Source organism: Halomonas campaniensis (assembly GCF_014193375.1).
In the GTDB taxonomy this organism is placed as follows: Bacteria; Pseudomonadota; Gammaproteobacteria; order Pseudomonadales; family Halomonadaceae; genus Halomonas; species Halomonas campaniensis.
The window spans coordinates 25,885-42,429 of sequence record NZ_JACHZF010000009.1 but is presented as its reverse complement, the minus strand read 5'-3'; the positions used below and the strand labels follow the sequence as shown (position 1 = coordinate 42,429).

The 16,545-nt window shown below is 69.8% G+C and carries 12 protein-coding genes; 1 reads left to right on the top strand and 11 read right to left on the bottom strand.

All coding sequences use genetic code 11. The features are described 5' to 3' along the window. Positions 1 to 100 precede the first annotated feature (100 nt). Positions 101 to 1,360, bottom strand: a complete 1,260-nt coding sequence (rho, locus tag BDK63_RS07385; RefSeq protein ID WP_183330729.1) for a transcription termination factor Rho — start codon at positions 1,358 to 1,360, stop codon at positions 101 to 103. Between the two features lie 436 nt (positions 1,361 to 1,796). On the opposite strand from rho, the gene ppx reads away from it, so the two are divergent. Then, positions 1,797 to 3,344 carry an exopolyphosphatase gene (gene ppx / locus BDK63_RS07380; RefSeq protein WP_183330728.1) on the top strand — a complete coding sequence of 516 codons (1,548 nt, stop codon included), beginning with the start codon at positions 1,797 to 1,799 and terminating at the stop codon, positions 3,342 to 3,344. A 3-nt stretch (positions 3,345 to 3,347) separates the two neighbouring features. Here ppx and tilS read toward each other — a convergent pair whose 3' ends face one another. From tilS to bamA, 10 genes are all read right to left on the bottom strand, one after another. After that, a complete protein-coding gene (gene tilS / locus BDK63_RS07375; protein ID WP_183330727.1) occupies positions 3,348 to 4,646 on the bottom strand; it encodes a tRNA lysidine(34) synthetase TilS in 1,299 nt (432 codons plus the stop codon). A 7-nt stretch (positions 4,647 to 4,653) separates the two neighbouring features. Beyond that, positions 4,654 to 5,607 carry an acetyl-CoA carboxylase carboxyl transferase subunit alpha gene (accA, locus tag BDK63_RS07370; protein WP_183330726.1) on the bottom strand — a complete coding sequence of 318 codons (954 nt, stop codon included), beginning with the start codon at positions 5,605 to 5,607 and terminating at the stop codon, positions 4,654 to 4,656. A gap of 273 nt (positions 5,608 to 5,880) precedes the next feature. Next, on the bottom strand, positions 5,881 to 9,381 hold the full coding sequence (dnaE, locus tag BDK63_RS07365; protein WP_183330725.1) for a DNA polymerase III subunit alpha: 3,501 nt from the start codon (positions 9,379 to 9,381) through the stop codon (positions 5,881 to 5,883). Positions 9,382 to 9,405: 24 nt separating this feature from the next. Further along, entirely contained in the window at positions 9,406 to 10,032 is a 627-nt protein-coding gene (gene rnhB / locus BDK63_RS07360; RefSeq protein ID WP_183330724.1) for a ribonuclease HII, read from the bottom strand. Further along, positions 10,029 to 11,243 carry a lipid-A-disaccharide synthase gene (gene lpxB, locus BDK63_RS07355; RefSeq protein ID WP_183330723.1) on the bottom strand — a complete coding sequence of 405 codons (1,215 nt, stop codon included), beginning with the start codon at positions 11,241 to 11,243 and terminating at the stop codon, positions 10,029 to 10,031. Before lpxB ends, rnhB begins: the two co-directional genes overlap by 4 nt. A 2-nt stretch (positions 11,244 to 11,245) precedes the next feature. Then, the gene (lpxA, locus tag BDK63_RS07350; RefSeq protein WP_183330722.1) at positions 11,246 to 12,013 is read right to left on the bottom strand and encodes an acyl-ACP--UDP-N-acetylglucosamine O-acyltransferase; all 768 of its coding nucleotides are present in this window, start codon (positions 12,011 to 12,013) and stop codon (positions 11,246 to 11,248) included. Next, complete coding sequence (fabZ, locus tag BDK63_RS07345; protein WP_183330721.1) at positions 12,010 to 12,453, bottom strand: 3-hydroxyacyl-ACP dehydratase FabZ; 444 nt, start codon at positions 12,451 to 12,453, stop codon at positions 12,010 to 12,012. Before fabZ ends, lpxA begins: the two co-directional genes overlap by 4 nt. Before the next feature lie 105 nt (positions 12,454 to 12,558). Beyond that, positions 12,559 to 13,596, bottom strand: coding sequence for a UDP-3-O-(3-hydroxymyristoyl)glucosamine N-acyltransferase (gene lpxD, locus BDK63_RS07340; protein WP_183330720.1), 1,038 nt, complete (start codon positions 13,594 to 13,596; stop codon positions 12,559 to 12,561). Positions 13,597 to 13,609: 13 nt separating this feature from the next. Then, a complete protein-coding gene (locus BDK63_RS07335; RefSeq protein ID WP_183330719.1) occupies positions 13,610 to 14,092 on the bottom strand; it encodes an OmpH family outer membrane protein in 483 nt (160 codons plus the stop codon). A gap of 56 nt (positions 14,093 to 14,148) precedes the next feature. Further along, positions 14,149 to 16,491, bottom strand: a complete 2,343-nt coding sequence (gene bamA, locus BDK63_RS07330; protein WP_246385926.1) for an outer membrane protein assembly factor BamA — start codon at positions 16,489 to 16,491, stop codon at positions 14,149 to 14,151. Between the last annotated feature and the right edge of the window lie 54 nt (positions 16,492 to 16,545).

The following is a 16,545-nucleotide window of genomic DNA, read 5'->3' as shown; positions in this document are numbered from 1 at the left end:
GTTGCAGTACGACGAAAGGGGCAGCATAACATGCTGCCCCCTCGATTCCCCGTACAACTATTGCACAGCTTTCCTGCGCCCTAGTCGCGGCGGGCTCGCCTCAACGACGCTTCATGGCCTCGAAGAACTCGATGTTGGTCTTGGTATCCTTGAGGCGATCGATCAGGAACTCGGTGGCCGCGGTGTCCTCCATGGGGTTGAGCAGCTTGCGCAGGATCCACATGCGCTGCATCTCGTCCTCGGAGGCGATCAGGTCCTCGCGGCGGGTGCCGCTGCGGCGGATGTTGATGGCCGGGTAGACGCGACGCTCGGCCAGCTTGCGGTCCAGGTGCGCCTCCATGTTGCCGGTGCCCTTGAACTCCTCGAAGATCACCTCGTCCATCTTGGAGCCGGTGTCCACCAGCGCCGTGGCGATGATGGTCAGGCTGCCGCCCTCCTCGATGTTGCGGGCCGCGCCGAAGAAGCGCTTGGGCTTCTCCAGGGCATGGGCGTCGACACCGCCGGTCAGCACCTTGCCGGAGCTCGGCACCACGGTGTTGTAGGCGCGCGCCAGGCGGGTGATGGAGTCGAGCAGGATCACCACGTCCTTCTTGTGCTCGACCAGGCGCTTGGCCTTCTCGATCACCATCTCGGCGACCTGCACATGGCGCGCCGGCGGCTCGTCGAAGGTCGAGGCCACCACCTCGCCGCGCACCGTGCGCGACATCTCGGTCACCTCCTCCGGGCGCTCGTCGATCAGCAGCACGATCAGGTGGCACTCGGGATTGTTGCGGGTGATCGAGGTGGCGATGTTCTGCAGCATCAGCGTCTTGCCCGCCTTGGGGGGCGAGACCAGCAGGCCGCGCTGGCCCTTGCCGATGGGCGCGACCAGGTCGATGATCCGCGCGGTGAGGTCCTCGGTGGAGCCGTTGCCGATCTCCATGCGCAGCCGCTCCTGGGGGAACAGCGGCGTGAGGTTCTCGAAGAGGATCTTGTGCTTGGCGTTCTCCGGCTTGTCGAAGTTGATCTGACTGACCTTGAGCAGCGCGAAGTAGCGCTCGCCCTCCTTGGGCGGTCGAATCTTGCCGGAAATGGAGTCGCCCTTGCGCAGGTTGAAGCGGCGGATCTGCGAGGGAGAGACGTAGATGTCGTCGGGGCCGGCCAGGTAGGAACTGTCGGCGCTGCGCAGGAAGCCGAACCCGTCCTGCAGGATCTCGAGCACGCCATCGCCGTAGATGTCCTCGCCGCTCTTGGCGTGCTTCTTGAGGATGGCGAAGATGATGTCCTGCTTGCGGGAGCGCGCCAGGTTGTCGATGCCCATCTCGCGGGCGATCTCCAGGAGGTCCGGCACGGGCTTTTGCTTGAGGTCGGTAAGATTCATCGGTGTGTTCAGAGATTGCTCGTGGAAGCCGGGCGTCGGTACGCCGCGTGTGGCGGGAGGCGAGACGATAACGCCGCGTGGGGTGCGTTCAGAGCCCGGGGAGGCCGCCACTCGTCATGTGCATCCCATGGCCATGGGGGAACCACCACAGGGGGCAGCCGGGCCGAGTCGGGAGTCGAGGGTGCGGGTTTCACTTTCGCCTGATCAGCGGAGTCGGCAATCGGCCGGCATCGACGCTGAGAGCAGTGGGCTGTCTGACGACTTGGAAATGACCGAGACGGGATCGCCGTGGAACGGTCGGGAAGCATTCGGAACAGGCGAACGCCCCGATACTAGTCAAGGCCGCTGCCAAACGCAAGCCCTGCCATGGCCGCGGCAATTGACACGGACCCGGTCGGACCGCAACCTTTCACCCAGCATACTCCAAGGACTCGCCATGACCTCGCCACTGGACCCGGCCCCCGGCCACGCCGCCGCTGACACCTCCCCTGCCGATGCGCCCGCCCCCCGGCGCCTGGCCGCCATCGACCTGGGCTCCAACAGCTTCCACCTGCTGGTCGCCAACTACCAGGAGAACCGGCTGCAGGTGGTGGCCCGCCAGGGCGAGAAGGTCCAGCTGGCCGCCGGCCTGGACGAGGACGGCGTGCTGGAGGAGGCCACCATGGCACGGGCCCTGGCCTGCCTGGAGCGCTTCGCCCCCTACCTCTCCGATATCGCCCCCGGCCACCTGCGGGTGGTGGGGACCAATGCCCTGCGCGACGCCGCCAACAGTCAGGCGCTGATCGACCGCGCCGAGGCGCTGCTGGGCTGCCGTATCGAGATCATCGCCGGCCGCGAGGAGGCGCGCCTGATCTACCTGGGCGCCGCCCACGCCCTGGCCGAGGACGGTCGGCGGCTGATCGTCGACATCGGCGGCGGCTCCACGGAGTTCATCATCGGTGAACGCTTCGAGCCGCTGGCCCTGGAGAGCCTGCGCATGGGCTGCGTCACCTTCACGGGACGCTTCTTCCCCGAGGGCGAGATCAGCGAGAAGCGCTTCCGCCGCGCGGAGCTGGCCGCCCTCTCGGAGCTGGCCAACATCCGCCGCCAGTACCGCGAGCTGGGCTGGGAGGATCCGGTGGGCTCCAGCGGCACCATCAAGGCGGCCGCCGCGGTGATCCATGCCGCGGGCGGGGCGCCGGAGGGGGTCATCACCCGGGAGGGCCTGGCCGCCCTGCGCGAGCGGCTGATCAAGTGCAAGCGGCTCGACCGGGTCGCCCTGGAGGGGCTCAAGCCCGACCGAGCCAGGGTCTTTCCTGCCGGCATCGCGGTACTCTGCGCCGTCTTCGAGGCGTTCGAGCTCGAGCGCATGCGCTACGCCGACGGGGCCCTGCGCGAGGGGGTGCTCTATGACATGGTGGGGCGCAACAGTCCGGAGGACTCTCGCCTGAAGAGCGTGGAGAGCCTGGAGCGCTGCTACGGGGTGGATGGCCGACAGGCCGCCAACGTGGCCGAGACGGCCATCGCCCTCTTCGAGCAGGTCCGCGAGGCGTGGCGGCTGGACGACGACCAGGCACGCTTCCTGGCCTGGGGGGCCCGGCTCCACGAGATCGGCCTGGCGATCTCCCACAGCCAGTTCCATCGCCACGGCGCCTACCTGCTGGAGCATTCCGACCTGGCCGGCTTCTCGCGCCCGGAACAGCGCCTGCTGGCCTTCCTGGTGCGCGCCCACCGGCGCAAGTTCCCGCTCAAGGAGTGGCAGGCCCTGCCCGACTCGGAGCAGGACTCCCATGCCCGCCTGGCCCGGCTGCTGCGCCTGGCGGTGCTGCTGAACCATACCCGCCCCGAGCAGCCGCTCGCCCCGCCGCGGCTCGAGGCCCGGGGCGAGACGCTGCGCCTGCGGCTCGAGCCCGGTGACGAGGCGACCCTGCTGGTCACCGACCTGGAGCAGGAGGTGGCCTACCAGAAGGCCGCCGGCCTGCCCCTGGAGCTGGTCTCCGACTGACCCTCAGCGCGACGGCGAAAGGGCCCGCCAGCCCTCGGCGCAGGCCAGCCAGCGGGACGCCTGCGGGTCGAGCAGCGCCACGACCCGCTCGCCCTGCCACACCACCAGCAGCCGGTCGCGCACCCAGGGCGGCACGTCGGCCTCCTGCAGCAGCCGCTTGAGATCGCGGCTGCCGCGCCCGGCCAGCATCAGCCGCTCGCCGCCCCGGCGAGGCACCACCGTAAGCGTGCCGACCGCCGGCTCCCCTTCCGCCACCAGCCGCAGCCGGCACTCGCCCAGCGGGGTGGCCAGCGGCATGCGGCCATCCCACGTCGCCCGCCATCCCGTCGGCAGCTCCATCGGAGGCGCCAGCAGATGGAGGTGGCCCCGCCACACCCGCGCCTCGGCGCCGGGCCAGGCCACCCGCGTCCGGGCGCCCTGCCGGGCGCCCTGCCGGGCGCCGAGCTGCGCCAGCAGCGTCTCCAGGCGCCTCGCCGGCGGGGTCGGCAGCCCCAGCCGGCCGCAGGCGTGGCGCACCAGCAGCCGCTGGCGGGCGGGCGTCAGCGCCGACAGCCCCGCCGCCGGGAGGCCTGTGGGGTCACCGCCGAGGCGGGCGAGGTCGAGCTCGGCGAGTTCGCCGAGCAGCCCCTCGGCCTCACCGGCCAGCGCGGCACTGCGCGACAGCGCCTCGCCGGCGTGGGGCCAGCGGCTCGCCAGCAGCGGCAGCACCGCACGGCGCAGGAAGTTGCGGTCCAGGGCCTGGTCGCGGTTGGAGGGATCCTCCACCCAGGCGAGGCCGCGACGGCCGGCCTCGGCCTCGAGCGCGGCCCGGGAGTGCGCCAGCAGCGGTCGCTCGACCCGGCTGTCGCGCCAGATGCGTCGCGCCGGCATCGCCGCCAGGCCCGTCACGCCGCTGCCGCGCAGGGCCGCCAGCAGGAAGGTCTCGGCCTGGTCGTCGCGATGCTGGGCCAGCCAGAGCGTCTCGCCAGGCAGGACACGCCGGGCGAAGGCGGCGTAGCGCGCTTCCCGGGCCGCCCCCTCCAGGCCCTGGCCCGTGCCCGGGTCCACCGCCACCCGCTCGACGAACAGCGGCACCCCGAGCCGCGAGCAGAGCCGGCGACAGTGAAGCTCGAAGCCGTCGGCGGCGGCCTGCAGGCCGTGATGGACGTGGAGGGCGTGGAGCGAGCGGGGATGGCGGCGGCACGCCTCGGCGGCCAGCGCCAGCAGCAGCGTGGAGTCCAGGCCCCCGGAGAGGGCCAGCCAGACGACGCGCCCCGGCGGGGTCTCCGCCAGGGCGTCATCGATCAGGGACTGGAGGGGCATGGCACCCTTATGCCGGCGCGCCGTAGCTCATCAGGCGCTCATAACGACGCGCCAGCAGGCTCTCCATGTCCATCGCCTCGAGGCGTTCGAGGCTGGCCAGCAGCGCCTCCCTGACGCGCTCGGCGGTGGTGACCGGCTGGCGGTGGGCCCCGCCCAGGGGTTCCGGGATCAGGGTATCGACCAGGCCCAGCTCCTTGAGGCGCTCGGCGGTGATGCCCATCGCCTGGGCCGCATCGGAGGCCTTTTCGGCGCTCTTCCACAGGATGGAGGCGCAGCCCTCGGGGGAGATCACCGAGTAGGTGGAATACTGCAGCATGGCCAGCTCGTCGCAGACGCCGATCGCCAGGGCCCCGCCGGAGCCCCCCTCGCCCACCACGGTGGCGACGATGGGCGTGCGCAGGCGCGACATCACCGCCAGGTTGTAGGCGATCGCCTCGGACTGGCCGCGCTCCTCGGCGTCGATGCCCGGATAGGCCCCGGGGGTGTCGATGAAGGTCAATACCGGCATCCTGAAGCGCTCGGCCATCTCCATCAGGCGGCAGGCCTTGCGGTAGCCCTCCGGGCGCGGCATGCCGAAGTTGCGGCGCACCTTCTCCTTCACCTCGCGCCCCTTCTGGTGGCCGATCACCATCACCGGACGGTCATCGAGGCGCGCCACGCCGCCGACGATGGCGGCGTCATCGGCGAAGTGGCGATCGCCGTGAAGCTCGTCGAAGTCGGTGAAGACATGCTCCAGGTAGTCGAGGGTGTAGGGCCGCTGGGGATGGCGGGAGAGCTGGGAGACCTGCCAGGGGGTGAGGTCCTTGAAGATGGACTCGGTGAGCTTGCGGCTCTTCTCCTCGAGGCGACCGATCTCGTCGCTGAGGTTGACCTGGCTGTCGTTGCCCACCAGGCGCAGCTCCTCGATCTTGGCCTGGAGCTCGGCGATGGGCTGTTCGAAGTCGAGATAGTTGGGATTCATTGGCGGGAGGCCTTGTGGTGTTTCACCGCCCGGCCCGTGGCGGGCGGCGCGAAAAATGGGAAGTGGCTGGCATTATCGCACCCTCAACGTGCGGCGCAAGGCGGCGCATCGACTGCTGGCGACTGCTCGGGGCTGATCCGGGGGAAGGCCTTCGAGGAGGCGCTGTGACCCCCTCCCTGGGCGCTACCGACGCCATCCCTGGCGTAGGACCTCCTCTTCGGCCTTCCCCCGGCGCCCCTCGCTGGCATGCGTCAGTCCTCAGCCGGCAGCCCGTTACCGATATTTCAGCCGCACCCCGTCCTGGCCCTGCACCTCGCGCAGGCCGATCAGCAGCTCGTCGCTGGGCGAGACCTTCCAGGCCGCATCGAGCTCCAGCCAGCCGGCGGCCTCGGCGTTGCGGTAGCGCAGCCGCACCGGCAGCCCCTCGGGATCGCGGTGCGGGTCGAGGCTCGCCCGCAGGGAGTCGACCAGCCGGCCGTTGATGGCCGCGCCATCCAGGGAGAGCTCCACCGCCTGGCCGAAGCGGGTGCGCGCCGCCACCATGGGGGTGACCTCCTTGCCGCGCAGGCGCAGGCCGCCGGAGTAGTCGTCGGAGGAGACCTCCCCCTCGACGATCAGCACCTGGTCGGCCTCGATCTGGCCGCGCAGCTGATCGAAGAGCTCGCCGAACAGCGATGCCTCGATGCGCCCGGTGCGGTCGTCCAGGGTGATGAAGGCCATGGTGTCGCCGCGCTTGGACTTCATGGTGCGCAGGCCGACCACCAGGCCCGCCACGCGCTGGGACTCCCGGGAGGGCTTGAGGTCGGCGATGCGCGTCGAGACGAAGCGCGCAAGCTCGCCCTCGTACTCATCGATGGGATGGCCGGTCAGATAGAGGCCGAGGGTCTCCTTCTCGCCGGCGAGGCGCTCCTTGTCGGTCCACTCCCGCGCCCCGAGATAGCCGGCGTAGGCATCGCTCTCCGCCTCGTCGACGAAGGCCTCGCCGAACATGTCGATCATGCCCAGGTTCTGGTTGGTCTGGGTCTGGGCGGCGGCCTTCAGGGCGTCGTCCAGGGCCGCGGCCAGCACCGCACGATTGGGGCCGAGGGTGTCCAGGGCCCCCGAGCGGATCAGCGCCTCCAGGGTGCGCTTGTTCATGCGCCTGGGGTCGACCCGGCGGCAGAAGTCGAAGAGGTCCGCGAAGGGTCCGTCCGCCGCCCTCGCCTCGACGATGGCGCCGATGGGGCCCTCGCCCACGCCGCGGATGGCGCCGAGGCCGTAGACCACGCGCCCCTCGGTATCCACGCTGAACTTGTACTCGCCGACGTTGACGTCCGGCGGGGTCACGGTCAGGCCGAGGTGGCGGCACTCCTCGATCAGCGGCACCACCTTGTCGAGGTTGTCCATCTCGGTGGACATCACCGCCGCCATGAAGGGGCCGGGGTAGTGGGCCTTCAGCCAGGCGGTCTGGTACGAGACCAGGGCATAGGCCGCCGAGTGCGACTTGTTGAAGCCGTAGCCGGCGAACTTCTCCACCAGGTCGAAGATGTTGCCCGCCAGGTCCTTGTCGATGCCGTTGGCCGCGCAGCCCTCCATGAAGCCGGCGCGCTGCTTGGCCATCTCCTCGGGCTTCTTCTTGCCCATGGCACGGCGCAGCATGTCGGCCTGGCCCAGGGTGTAGCCCGCCATCACCTGGGCGATCTGCATCACCTGCTCCTGGTAGAGGATGATGCCGTAGGTGGGCTCGAGCACCGGCTTGAGCAGCTCGTGCTGGTAGTCCGGGTGCGGGTAGGAGATCTCGGCCCGCCCGTGCTTGCGGTTGATGAAGTCATCCACCATGCCCGACTGCAGCGGGCCGGGGCGGAACAGCGCCACCAGGGCGATCATGTCGTCCAGGGAGTCGGGGAGCAGGCGCTTGATCAGCTCCTTCATCCCCCGGGATTCGAGCTGGAACACCGCCGTGGTCTCGGCGCGCTTGAGCATCTCGAAGGTGGGGGCGTCATCCAGCGGGATGCTGTCGATGTTCAGCGGCCCCTGGCCGGACACGGCGCGCACCTTGTCGACCATCTCCAGCGCCCAGTCGATGATGGTCAGGGTGCGCAGGCCCAGGAAGTCGAACTTGACCAGCCCGGCCTCCTCGATGTCGTTCTTGTCGAACTGCACGACGAGCCCCGAGCCATCCTCGTCGCAGAGCAGCGGCGAGAAGTCGGTGAGCTTGGTCGGTGCGATCACCACGCCCCCGGCGTGCTTGCCGGTGCCACGGGTGATGCCCTCGAGCTTGAGCGCCATCTCCCAGATCTCGGCGGCCTCCTCGTCGGCCTCGACGAACTCCTTGAGGGCCGGCTCCGCTTCGATGGCCTTGCCCAGGGTCATGCCGACCTCGAAGGGGATCAGCTTGGAGAGCTTGTCGCCGAGGGAGTAGGGGCGCCCCTGGGCGCGGGCCACGTCGCGCACCACCGCCTTGGCGGCCATGGTGCCAAAGGTGACGATCTGGGAGACGGCGTTGCGGCCGTAGCGGTCGGCCACGTACTCGATGACCCGGTCGCGCTTCTCCATGCAGAAGTCGACGTCGAAGTCGGGCATCGAGACCCGCTCGGGGTTGAGGAAGCGCTCGAACAGCAGGTCGTAGCCGATGGGGTCGAGGTCGGTGATCTTCTGGGCGTAGGCCACCAGCGAGCCGGCGCCGGAGCCGCGCCCGGGACCCACCGGGACGTCGTTGTCCTTGGCCCACTGGATGAAGTCCATCACGATCAGGAAGTAGCCGGGGAAGCCCATCTGGATGATGATATCGAGCTCGAAATCGAGCCGCTCCCGGTAGCGCTTGTCGATCTCGGCGAACTCGGCCCCGTCGCGGGGGTAGCGCTCCGCCGGGAAGAGGAAGTCGAGGCGTTCGGTGAGGCCGTCGTGGGAGACCTTGCGGAAGAACTCGTCCTGGGTCATGCCCTCGGGGATCTCGAACTCCGGCAGGAAGATCTCGCCGAGCCGCACGTCGACGCTGCAGCGCGCGGCGATCATCACGCTGTTCTCCAGCGCCTCGGGCAGGTCCGAGAACAGCTCGGCCATCTCCTCGGGACTCTTGAAGTACTGCTCCTCGGTGTACTTGCGCTCGCGACGGGAGTCGTCCAGCGCCCGCCCCTCACCGATGGCGACGCGGGTCTCGTGGGCCCAGAAGTCCTCCTTGTCGAGGAACCGCACGTCGTTGGTGGCCACCACCGGGGTGCCGGTCTCCACGGCCAGGTCCACGGAGAGGTGGACGCACTCCTCCTCCAGGGGCCGGCCGGTGCGGATCAGCTCCAGGTAGAAGCGGCCCGGGAAGGCGGCATTCCAGTCGTCGAGCAGGGTGCGCGCCTCGTCGTGGTGGTCGGTGAGCAGGTGCCGGCCGATCTCGCCGTCGCGCCCCCCGGAGAGGGCGATCAGCCCGCCGCTCTGCGCCAGCACCCACTGGCGGTCGAGCAGCGCCCTGCCCTGCCGCTGCCCCTCGGCCCAGCCGCGGGAGATCAGCTCGGTGAGGTTGCGGTAGCCCTCGGCGTCCATGGCCAGCAGGGTCAGCCGGTACGGGTGCTCCTCGTCGTGGGGGTTGGCGAGCCACAGGTCGACACCGATGATCGGCTTGAGGCCGGCGCCCTGGGCGGCCTTGTAGAACTTGACCAGGCCGAAGAGGTTGGCCTCGTCGGTGACGGCCAGCGCCGGGGTGCCCTGCGTCACCGCGGCCTTGACCAGCGGCTTGAGCCGCACGAGGCCATCGACCAGGGAGTATTCGGTGTGGACGCGGAGATGAACGAAGGGCGTGGTCATATAGGGCTCGGGGCTTGAGAAATATCAGAACAGCGCAAGCTGGCGCTTGACCGGGCCGAAGGAGCGGCGGTGCTCCGGCAGCGGCCCCAGGCGCTCCAGGGCGGCCAGGTGCTCCCGGGTCGGGTAGCCCTTGTGGCGGGCGAAGCCGTAGTCGGGCTGGCGGGCGTCGAGCGCGGCCATCTGGGCATCCCGGGCCACCTTGGCGAGGATCGAGGCGGCGGCGATGGCCGGGTGGCGAGCGTCGCCCTTGACCACCGCCTGGCCGGGGACATGATGCCCGGGCAGGCGATTGCCGTCCACCAGCAGGTACTCGGCCGAGGGTACCAGGGCATCGATGGCGCGGCGCATGGCCAGGTGGGTGGCATGGAAGATGTTGAGCTCATCCACCTCGGCGGCCGTGGCCTCGGCCACGGCGAAGGCCAGCGCCCGTTCGCGGATCTCCCGGTCGAGCGCCTCGCGTCGCCTGGCGCTGAGCACCTTGGAGTCGGTGAGCCCCTCGATGGGCCGCGCCGGGTCGAGGATCACCGCCGCGGCCACCACCGCGCCCACCAGGGGGCCGCGGCCCACCTCGTCGACCCCGGCCAGGCGCTGGCCGTGGTAGTTCACCACCAGCGGCGGCAGTTCCCGGGGGGCGCCTCGCCGCCGGGTCAAGGCGCCACCTCCTCGGCCCGCTCGGGGGCGACACTCGCGGGCAGCGGCCGACCGGCCACCAGCGCCTCGATGGCCTCCGCCGCGCGGCGGCTGGCGTCGCGCTGCAGGCCTTCGTGCATCTCGGCGAAGCGCGCCTCCAGGGCGGCACGGCCCGGGGCATCATCGAGCATAGCGCCGAGCCGGGCGGCGATGGCCTCGGGCGTCGCCGCGTCCTGGATCAGCTCCGGCACCAGGGACTCCCGGGCGATCAGGTTGGGCAGCGAGATCCACTCGGTCTTCACCAGCCGCCTGGCCAGCCAGTGGGTGGCCGGTGCCATGCGATAGGCCACCAGCATCGGGCGATGGCAGAGCATCGCCTCCAGGGCCGCCGTGCCCGAGGCGAGGAGCACGGCGTCGCTGGCCACCATGGCCTCCCGGGCCTGGCCGTCGATCAGGGTCAACCGCTCCACCAGTGCAGGATGGGCCTCCAGCCGCCTCTCGAGTTCGGCGCGCCGCTGGGGGGTGGCCGCCGGCACCACGATGCGCAGGCCCGGCCGGGCGGCACACAGCGTTTCGGCGGCGGCGAGGAAGGTCTCGCCCAGGAAGCGGATCTCGTTGGCCCGGGAGCCGGGCAGCAGCGCCAGCACCTCGCCCTCGGTGGGCAGGCCCAGCGCCTCGCGGGTGGCGAGCCGGTCGGTCGTAAGCGGCAGCTCGTCGGCCAGCGGGTGGCCGACGAAGGCCACCGGCACGCGGTGGCGGGCGTAGAAGGCCGCCTCGAAGGGCAGGAAGGTGAGCATGGCATCCACGGACTTGGCGATGCCCTTCACCCGGCCCTGGCGCCAGGCCCACACGGAGGGGCTGACGTAGTGGGCGGTGGTGAGACCGGCCTCGCGCAGCTGCCGCTCCAGGCCCAGGTTGAAGTCCGGGGCGTCGATGCCGACCATGATGTCGGGCCGCCAGGCCAGGGCATCGGCCTTCAGGGCACGGCGCACGCGAAGGAGACCCGGCAGGTGCCTGAGCACCTCCACCAGGCCCATCACCGAGAGGGTCTCCAGGGGGAAACGGCTGTCGATACCCTCGCCGATCATGCGCGGGCCGCCGATGCCGCGAAACTCGACCCCGGGATGGCGCGCCCTGAGGGCGCGCATCAGGCCGGCGCCGAGGATGTCGCCGGAGAGCTCCCCGGCCACCAGGTAGACCCGCCTCACCGCCTGTCGCTCGGCCGCGGCCATGGCTAGCGGATGATGCCGCGGGTCGAGGCCTCGATGGAGGCGGCAAAGGTCTCGGTCTCGGCAAGCGCGAAGCGCGTGCGAATCTCGTCCAGCGCCTGCTCCACGGTGAGCCCCTGGCGGTAGACCAGCTTGTAGGCCTCGCCCAGCGCCTTGAGCGCCTCGCGGGAGAAGCCGCGGCGCTTGAGGCCCACCAGGTTGAGGCCGTGGACCTGGGCCGGGTTGCCGTTGATCATCACGTAGGCGGGGGTGTCCTTGGTGATGATGGAGCCACCGCCGGCCATGGCGTGGGTGCCGAAGTGGCAGAACTGGTGCACCGCGGCGAGGCCGCCGAGGATGGCGAAGTCGCCCAGCTTGACGTGGCCGGCCAGGGTCACCTGGTTGGCCAGGATGCAGTCGTTGCCGATCACGCAGTCGTGGCCCACGTGGACATAGGCCATGAACAGGTTGCGCGAACCGATGGTGGTCTCGCCGCGGTCCTGGACGGTACCGCGATGCAGCGTCACCCCCTCGCGGACGACGTTGTCGTCGCCCATGACCAGGCGGGTCGGCTCGCCGGCGTACTTCTTGTCCTGGCAGTCCTCGCCCACCGAGGCGAACTGGAAGATGCGGGTGCGGGCGCCGAGCACCGTGGGCCCCTTGATCACCACATGGGGGCCGATCCGGCTACCGGGCCCGATCTCGACGTCGGGGCCGATCACCGAGAAGGGGCCCACCTCGACATCATCGGCGAGGCGCGCCGCGGGGTCGATGAGCGCGGTGGGATGTATCAAGCGACCTTCCTCTCGGCACAGATGATCTCGGCCTCGCAGGCCAGTTCGCCATCGACGGAGGCCTTGCAGGCAAACTTCCAGATGCCGCGCTTCTCGCGGATCACGTCGGCGCGCAGCTGGAGCCGGTCACCCGGCATGACCGGGCGCTTGAAGCGCACGTTGTCGCTGCCGACCAGGTAGTAGACGTAGCCATCGGCGGGGAGCTTGTTGACGGTCTTGAAGCCGAGGATGCCGCACGCCTGGGCCAGCGCCTCTATCACCAGCACGCCGGGCATGATCGGGTGGTGGGGGAAGTGGCCATTGAAGAACGGCTCGTTGATGCTGACATTCTTGTAGGCGACGATGGATTCGCCCAGGGTAATCTCCGTTACCCGATCCACCAGCAGGAAGGGGTACCGGTGGGGCAGATAATCACGAATCTCGTTGATGTCCATTACCATCGTAGCAACCTCTGAAATGACGAGATGCCCGCCTTCCGGGCGGGCACGAGCCGGCGGCATCGACCGTCGGGCAGGCGGGGGATTATAGCGCCCCCCGCGGCGCCCTCAACCGTCGCTTCCCTTCTCGAGTCGTGACAGCCGTTTCGCGATGTCGTCGAGCTGCTTGAAGCGTACCGCATTCTTGCGCCACTGGGTGTTCTTCATCGCCCCCGTGCCGGAGGAGTAGACACCCGGCTCGTGGATCGAGTTGGTGACCAGGCTCATGCCGGTGACCTGGACCCCGTCGCAGATCGTCAGGTGGCCGGAGAGGCCGACCCCGCCGCCCAGCATGCAGTGCCTGCCCACCTTCGTGGAACCGGCGATGCCCACGCAGCCGGCGAGCGCGCTGTGGTCGCCGATCTGCACGTTGTGGGCGATCTGCACCTGGCTGTCGATCTTGACGTCGTTGCCGATCAGGGTATCGCCGAGGGCCCCACGGTCGATGCTCGAGCAGCTGCCCACCTCGACGTCATCGCCCAGCACCACCCCGCCGAGCTGGGCGATCTTGTGCCAGCGCGCGCCGTCGTGGGCGAAGCCGAAACCGTCGCCGCCGATCACGCAGCCGCTGTGCAGGATGACCCGCTGGCCGATGATCACCCCGTGGCAGACGGTGACGTTGGCGTGGAGACGCGTGCCGGCACCGATGGCCGTGTCCGCGCCGACCACCGAGCCCGGGCCGATCACCACGTCGTCGCCCAGGCTGACGCCGGCCTCGATCACGGCGTTGGCCCCCACGTCCACCCGCGCCCCCAGGGTGGCGGAGGGGTCGACCACCGCCGAGGGGTGCACGCCGCCGGGCGCGCGGCTCGCCAGGGGGTCGAAGAGCCGCGACAGCGCCGCGTAGCCCAGGTAGGGGTTGTCCAGCTCCAGGCGAGCCACCGGACAGGCCTCGCCGTGCTGGGGGTGCAGCAGCACGGCGGCGGCGCGGGTAGCCGGCAGGTCCTTCAGGTAGGCGCGGTTGGCCAGGAAGGCCACCTGGTCGGGGCCCGCGTCCCTGAGGGTGGCCAGGCCGTTCACCCGGCGGCCGGCATCGCCGATGAGCCGGGCGCCGATGCGCTCGGCGAGTTCCCCCAGGAGGTAGGTCGGAGAGTCGGATCGCGTCATGAGTCCCGGGTCCTCACAGCATGGTGTTGAGGATCTGGGTCAGCTCGCTGGTGAGGTCCTGAAGCTGCTGTTCGGCGTGCAGCACGCCCTGGGGCTCCACCAGCACCTTCACGCTGTGGCGGGTGATCAGCTGCTCCACGGCCCGATCCAGGTGCGGCTCGGCGCGCTGCAGGAACTGCTGCTCGGAGCGCTGCTGGGCCTGCATGATCTCGCCGGCCAGGCGGTTGAGCTCGGCGACCTTGCGGTTGGCCTCCTGGCGCTCGCTGTCCGAGAGGCTGTCGGCACGCTGCTGGAGCTGGGAAAGCTCCTGCTCCAGGGCCTGGGCCTGCTGCTGCTGGCTGCCGACCTGGCCTTCCAGCTCGCTCATGGAGCGCTGGGCGGCATCGGTCTGCAGCAGCGCACGGCGCCAGTCGAGCATGGCCACGTCATCGGCCTGGGCGGGCAGCGCCAGGACGGCCAGCAGAACCAGGCTCAGGAGGGCGGTCAATCTACGCATGGTGGGCTCCTTGGCGGGCCGCCGCGGGCGGCGGCCGTCTTGTCGTCGTGGCGGAATCAGAAGGTCTGGCCGAGGGAGAACTGGAAGAACTGGGTGTCGTCGCCGCTCTCGTCGTTGAGCGGCTCGGCGACGCTGAAGGTCAGCGGCCCCACCGGTGTCAGCCAGGATAGGCCGATGCCCACGCTGTAGCGCAGGTCGCCCAGGTCGACGCCGGAGCTGCAGTTGGAGGTGGTGCCCTCGGGCACGTCATAGCAGTCGGTGAGGAAGGTGTTGCCCGCATCCAGGAACAGCGAGGTCTGCAGGGAGCGGCGATCCTCGATGAACGGCATCGGGAAGAGCAGCTCGGCGCTGCCCTGCACCAGCACGTTGCCGCCCAGGGTCCGGTCCCGGCCACCGCCGGGCGGGGGCGTGGTGGGCTGCCCCAGGGTGTTGGCGGTGAAGCCGCGCACCGACCCGAGGCCGCCGGCGAAGAAGTTCTCGTAGAACGGGTAGGGATCGTTGCCGACCACGTCGGCGAAGCCCAGCTCGCCGCTGAACTTCAGCGCCCAGTCGTGGTTGTCGTCGAGGGGGAAGAGCTGGCGGGCCTGGCCGCGCAGCTTGTAATACTCGGCGTCGCTGCCCGGCACCGCGGTCTCCAGCGACAGGCGCTGGTAGTTGCCGGCGGTGGGCATGATGCCGCGGTTGAGATTGTTGCGGGTCCAGCTCGCGGTCAGCTTCAGGGCCTGGGCATCGGCCCCCTGGTCCTCCACGTACTGGTTGATCTCCTGGGCGGTATCGCGGAAGGTCTTGATGGTCAGGTCCTCCACCGCGGTGCCGAAGTTGAGACGGGTGATCTCGTTGATCGGGTAGCCGAAGTTGATCCCCGCGCCGTAGGCGTCGGTGGAGTAAGTGGAGATGTCGGAATCCTCGAAGTCGGTCTCGCGGTAGTAGAGGTTGTAGCCGCGGGAGATGCCGTCCAGGGTCCAGTAGGGATCGGTGAAGCCGAAGTTGACGCTGGTGAAGGTATCGCTGCGCTGGGCGCCGATGTTCACCCGGTTGCCGGTGCCCAGGAAGTTGTTCTGGGAGAGGCCGACGCCGTAGATCACCCCGGCGCTCTGGGAGAAGCCGACGCTGGCCGAGATCGACCCGGAAGGCTGCTCCTCCACGGTATAGGTGACGTCGAGCTTGTCCGGCTCGCCGGCCACCGGCTGGGTCTCGACATCGACCTGGCGGAAGAAGCCGAGCCGCTCGAGGCGCTGGCGGGACTGGCTGATCGACTCGGTGGAGGCCGGGGCCCCCTCGAGCTGGATCATCTCGCGGCGCAGCACCTCGTCCTGGGTGGTGGTGTTGCCGATGAAGTCGATGCGCCGCACGTAGGCCCGACGGCCGGCGTCGACCCGGAAGATCAGGTCCACTGTCTCGCCGTCGGCGCCGATCTCGGGAATCCCGTCGACGCTGGCGAAGGCGAAGCCCTCGGCGCCCAGGCGCGAGCGCAGCGCCTCGGAGGAGGCGGTGACGTCGCTGCGCGAGAATACCTCGCCCTGCTCCACCGCCAGCAGCTCGCGGGCCTCGCGCTCGCCGATCTGCAGGTCACCGGCGAAGCGCACGTCGCCGATGCGGTACTGGCGCCCCTCGACGACGTTGACGGTGATGAAGATCTGCGACTTGTCGGGACTGATCGAGACCTGGGTGGAATCGACGTTGAAGTTGACGTAGCCGCGATCCAGATAGAAGGAGCGCAGGCGCTCCAGATCGCCGGCCAGGGCCTCGCGGGAGTACTCGTCGCGGGAGAACCAGCCGAAGATGCGCCCCGGGCGATCGTTGAGCTCGAAGACGTCGCGCAGGGTGTCATCGTCGAAGGCACGGTTGCCGACGATATTGATCTGGCGGATGCGGGCCACCGCCCCCTCGTTGATCTCGATGTTGACCTGCACCCGGCCCTCGCCGACCTCCTCGACGCTGGTGTCGATGGTGGCGCTGTAGCGGCCCTGGCCCTGGTAGACGCCCTCCAGCTCGCGCTGGATCTCGTCCAGGGTGGAGAGCTGCAGCACCTGGCCTTCGGCGAGGCCGGCCTGCTGCAGCCCCTGGCGCAGCTCGTCGTCGCCGATCTGGCGATTGCCGGTGATGTTGAGGCGACTGATGGTCGGACGCTCGACCACCTGGATGATCAGCACGTCACCGTCGCGGGCCAGGCGGATGTCCTCGAACAGGCCGGTGGCGAAGAGGCTGCGGGTCGCCTCGGCCAGCTCGCGGTCGTCGACCCGGTCACGGGCGCTGACAGGAAAGGCATTGAAGACGGACGCCGCGGAGACCCGCTGCAGGCCTTCCACACGAATGTCTGTCACCTCGAAGGGTTGTGCCTGGGCCGTCCCGGCCCCGACGAGCAGCAGCGCCGCCAGTCCGATGGTCTTGATTCTCATGCAGTCGATTCGCTCGCGTTGATCTGCCAAACCTGTCCAGACAGGCACCTTATA

Excerpts from the sequence above, each read along its gene's own strand:
- accA (WP_183330726.1), bottom strand. The coding sequence starts at position 5,607 with ATGAATCCCAACTATCTCGACTTCGAACAGCCCATCGCCGAGCTCCAG.
- lpxB (WP_183330723.1), bottom strand. The coding sequence starts at position 11,243 with ATGGCCGCGGCCGAGCGACAGGCGGTGAGGCGGGTCTACCTGGTGGCC.
- lpxD (WP_183330720.1), bottom strand. The coding sequence starts at position 13,596 with ATGACGCGATCCGACTCTCCGACCTACCTCCTGGGGGAACTCGCCGAG.
- fabZ (WP_183330721.1), bottom strand. The coding sequence starts at position 12,453 with ATGGTAATGGACATCAACGAGATTCGTGATTATCTGCCCCACCGGTAC.
- bamA (WP_246385926.1), bottom strand. The coding sequence starts at position 16,491 with ATGAGAATCAAGACCATCGGACTGGCGGCGCTGCTGCTCGTCGGGGCC.
- tilS (WP_183330727.1), bottom strand. The coding sequence starts at position 4,646 with ATGCCCCTCCAGTCCCTGATCGATGACGCCCTGGCGGAGACCCCGCCG.
- ppx (WP_183330728.1), top strand. The coding sequence starts at position 1,797 with ATGACCTCGCCACTGGACCCGGCCCCCGGCCACGCCGCCGCTGACACC.
- dnaE (WP_183330725.1), bottom strand. The coding sequence starts at position 9,381 with ATGACCACGCCCTTCGTTCATCTCCGCGTCCACACCGAATACTCCCTG.
- BDK63_RS07335 (WP_183330719.1), bottom strand. The coding sequence starts at position 14,092 with ATGCGTAGATTGACCGCCCTCCTGAGCCTGGTTCTGCTGGCCGTCCTG.
- rho (WP_183330729.1), bottom strand. The coding sequence starts at position 1,360 with ATGAATCTTACCGACCTCAAGCAAAAGCCCGTGCCGGACCTCCTGGAG.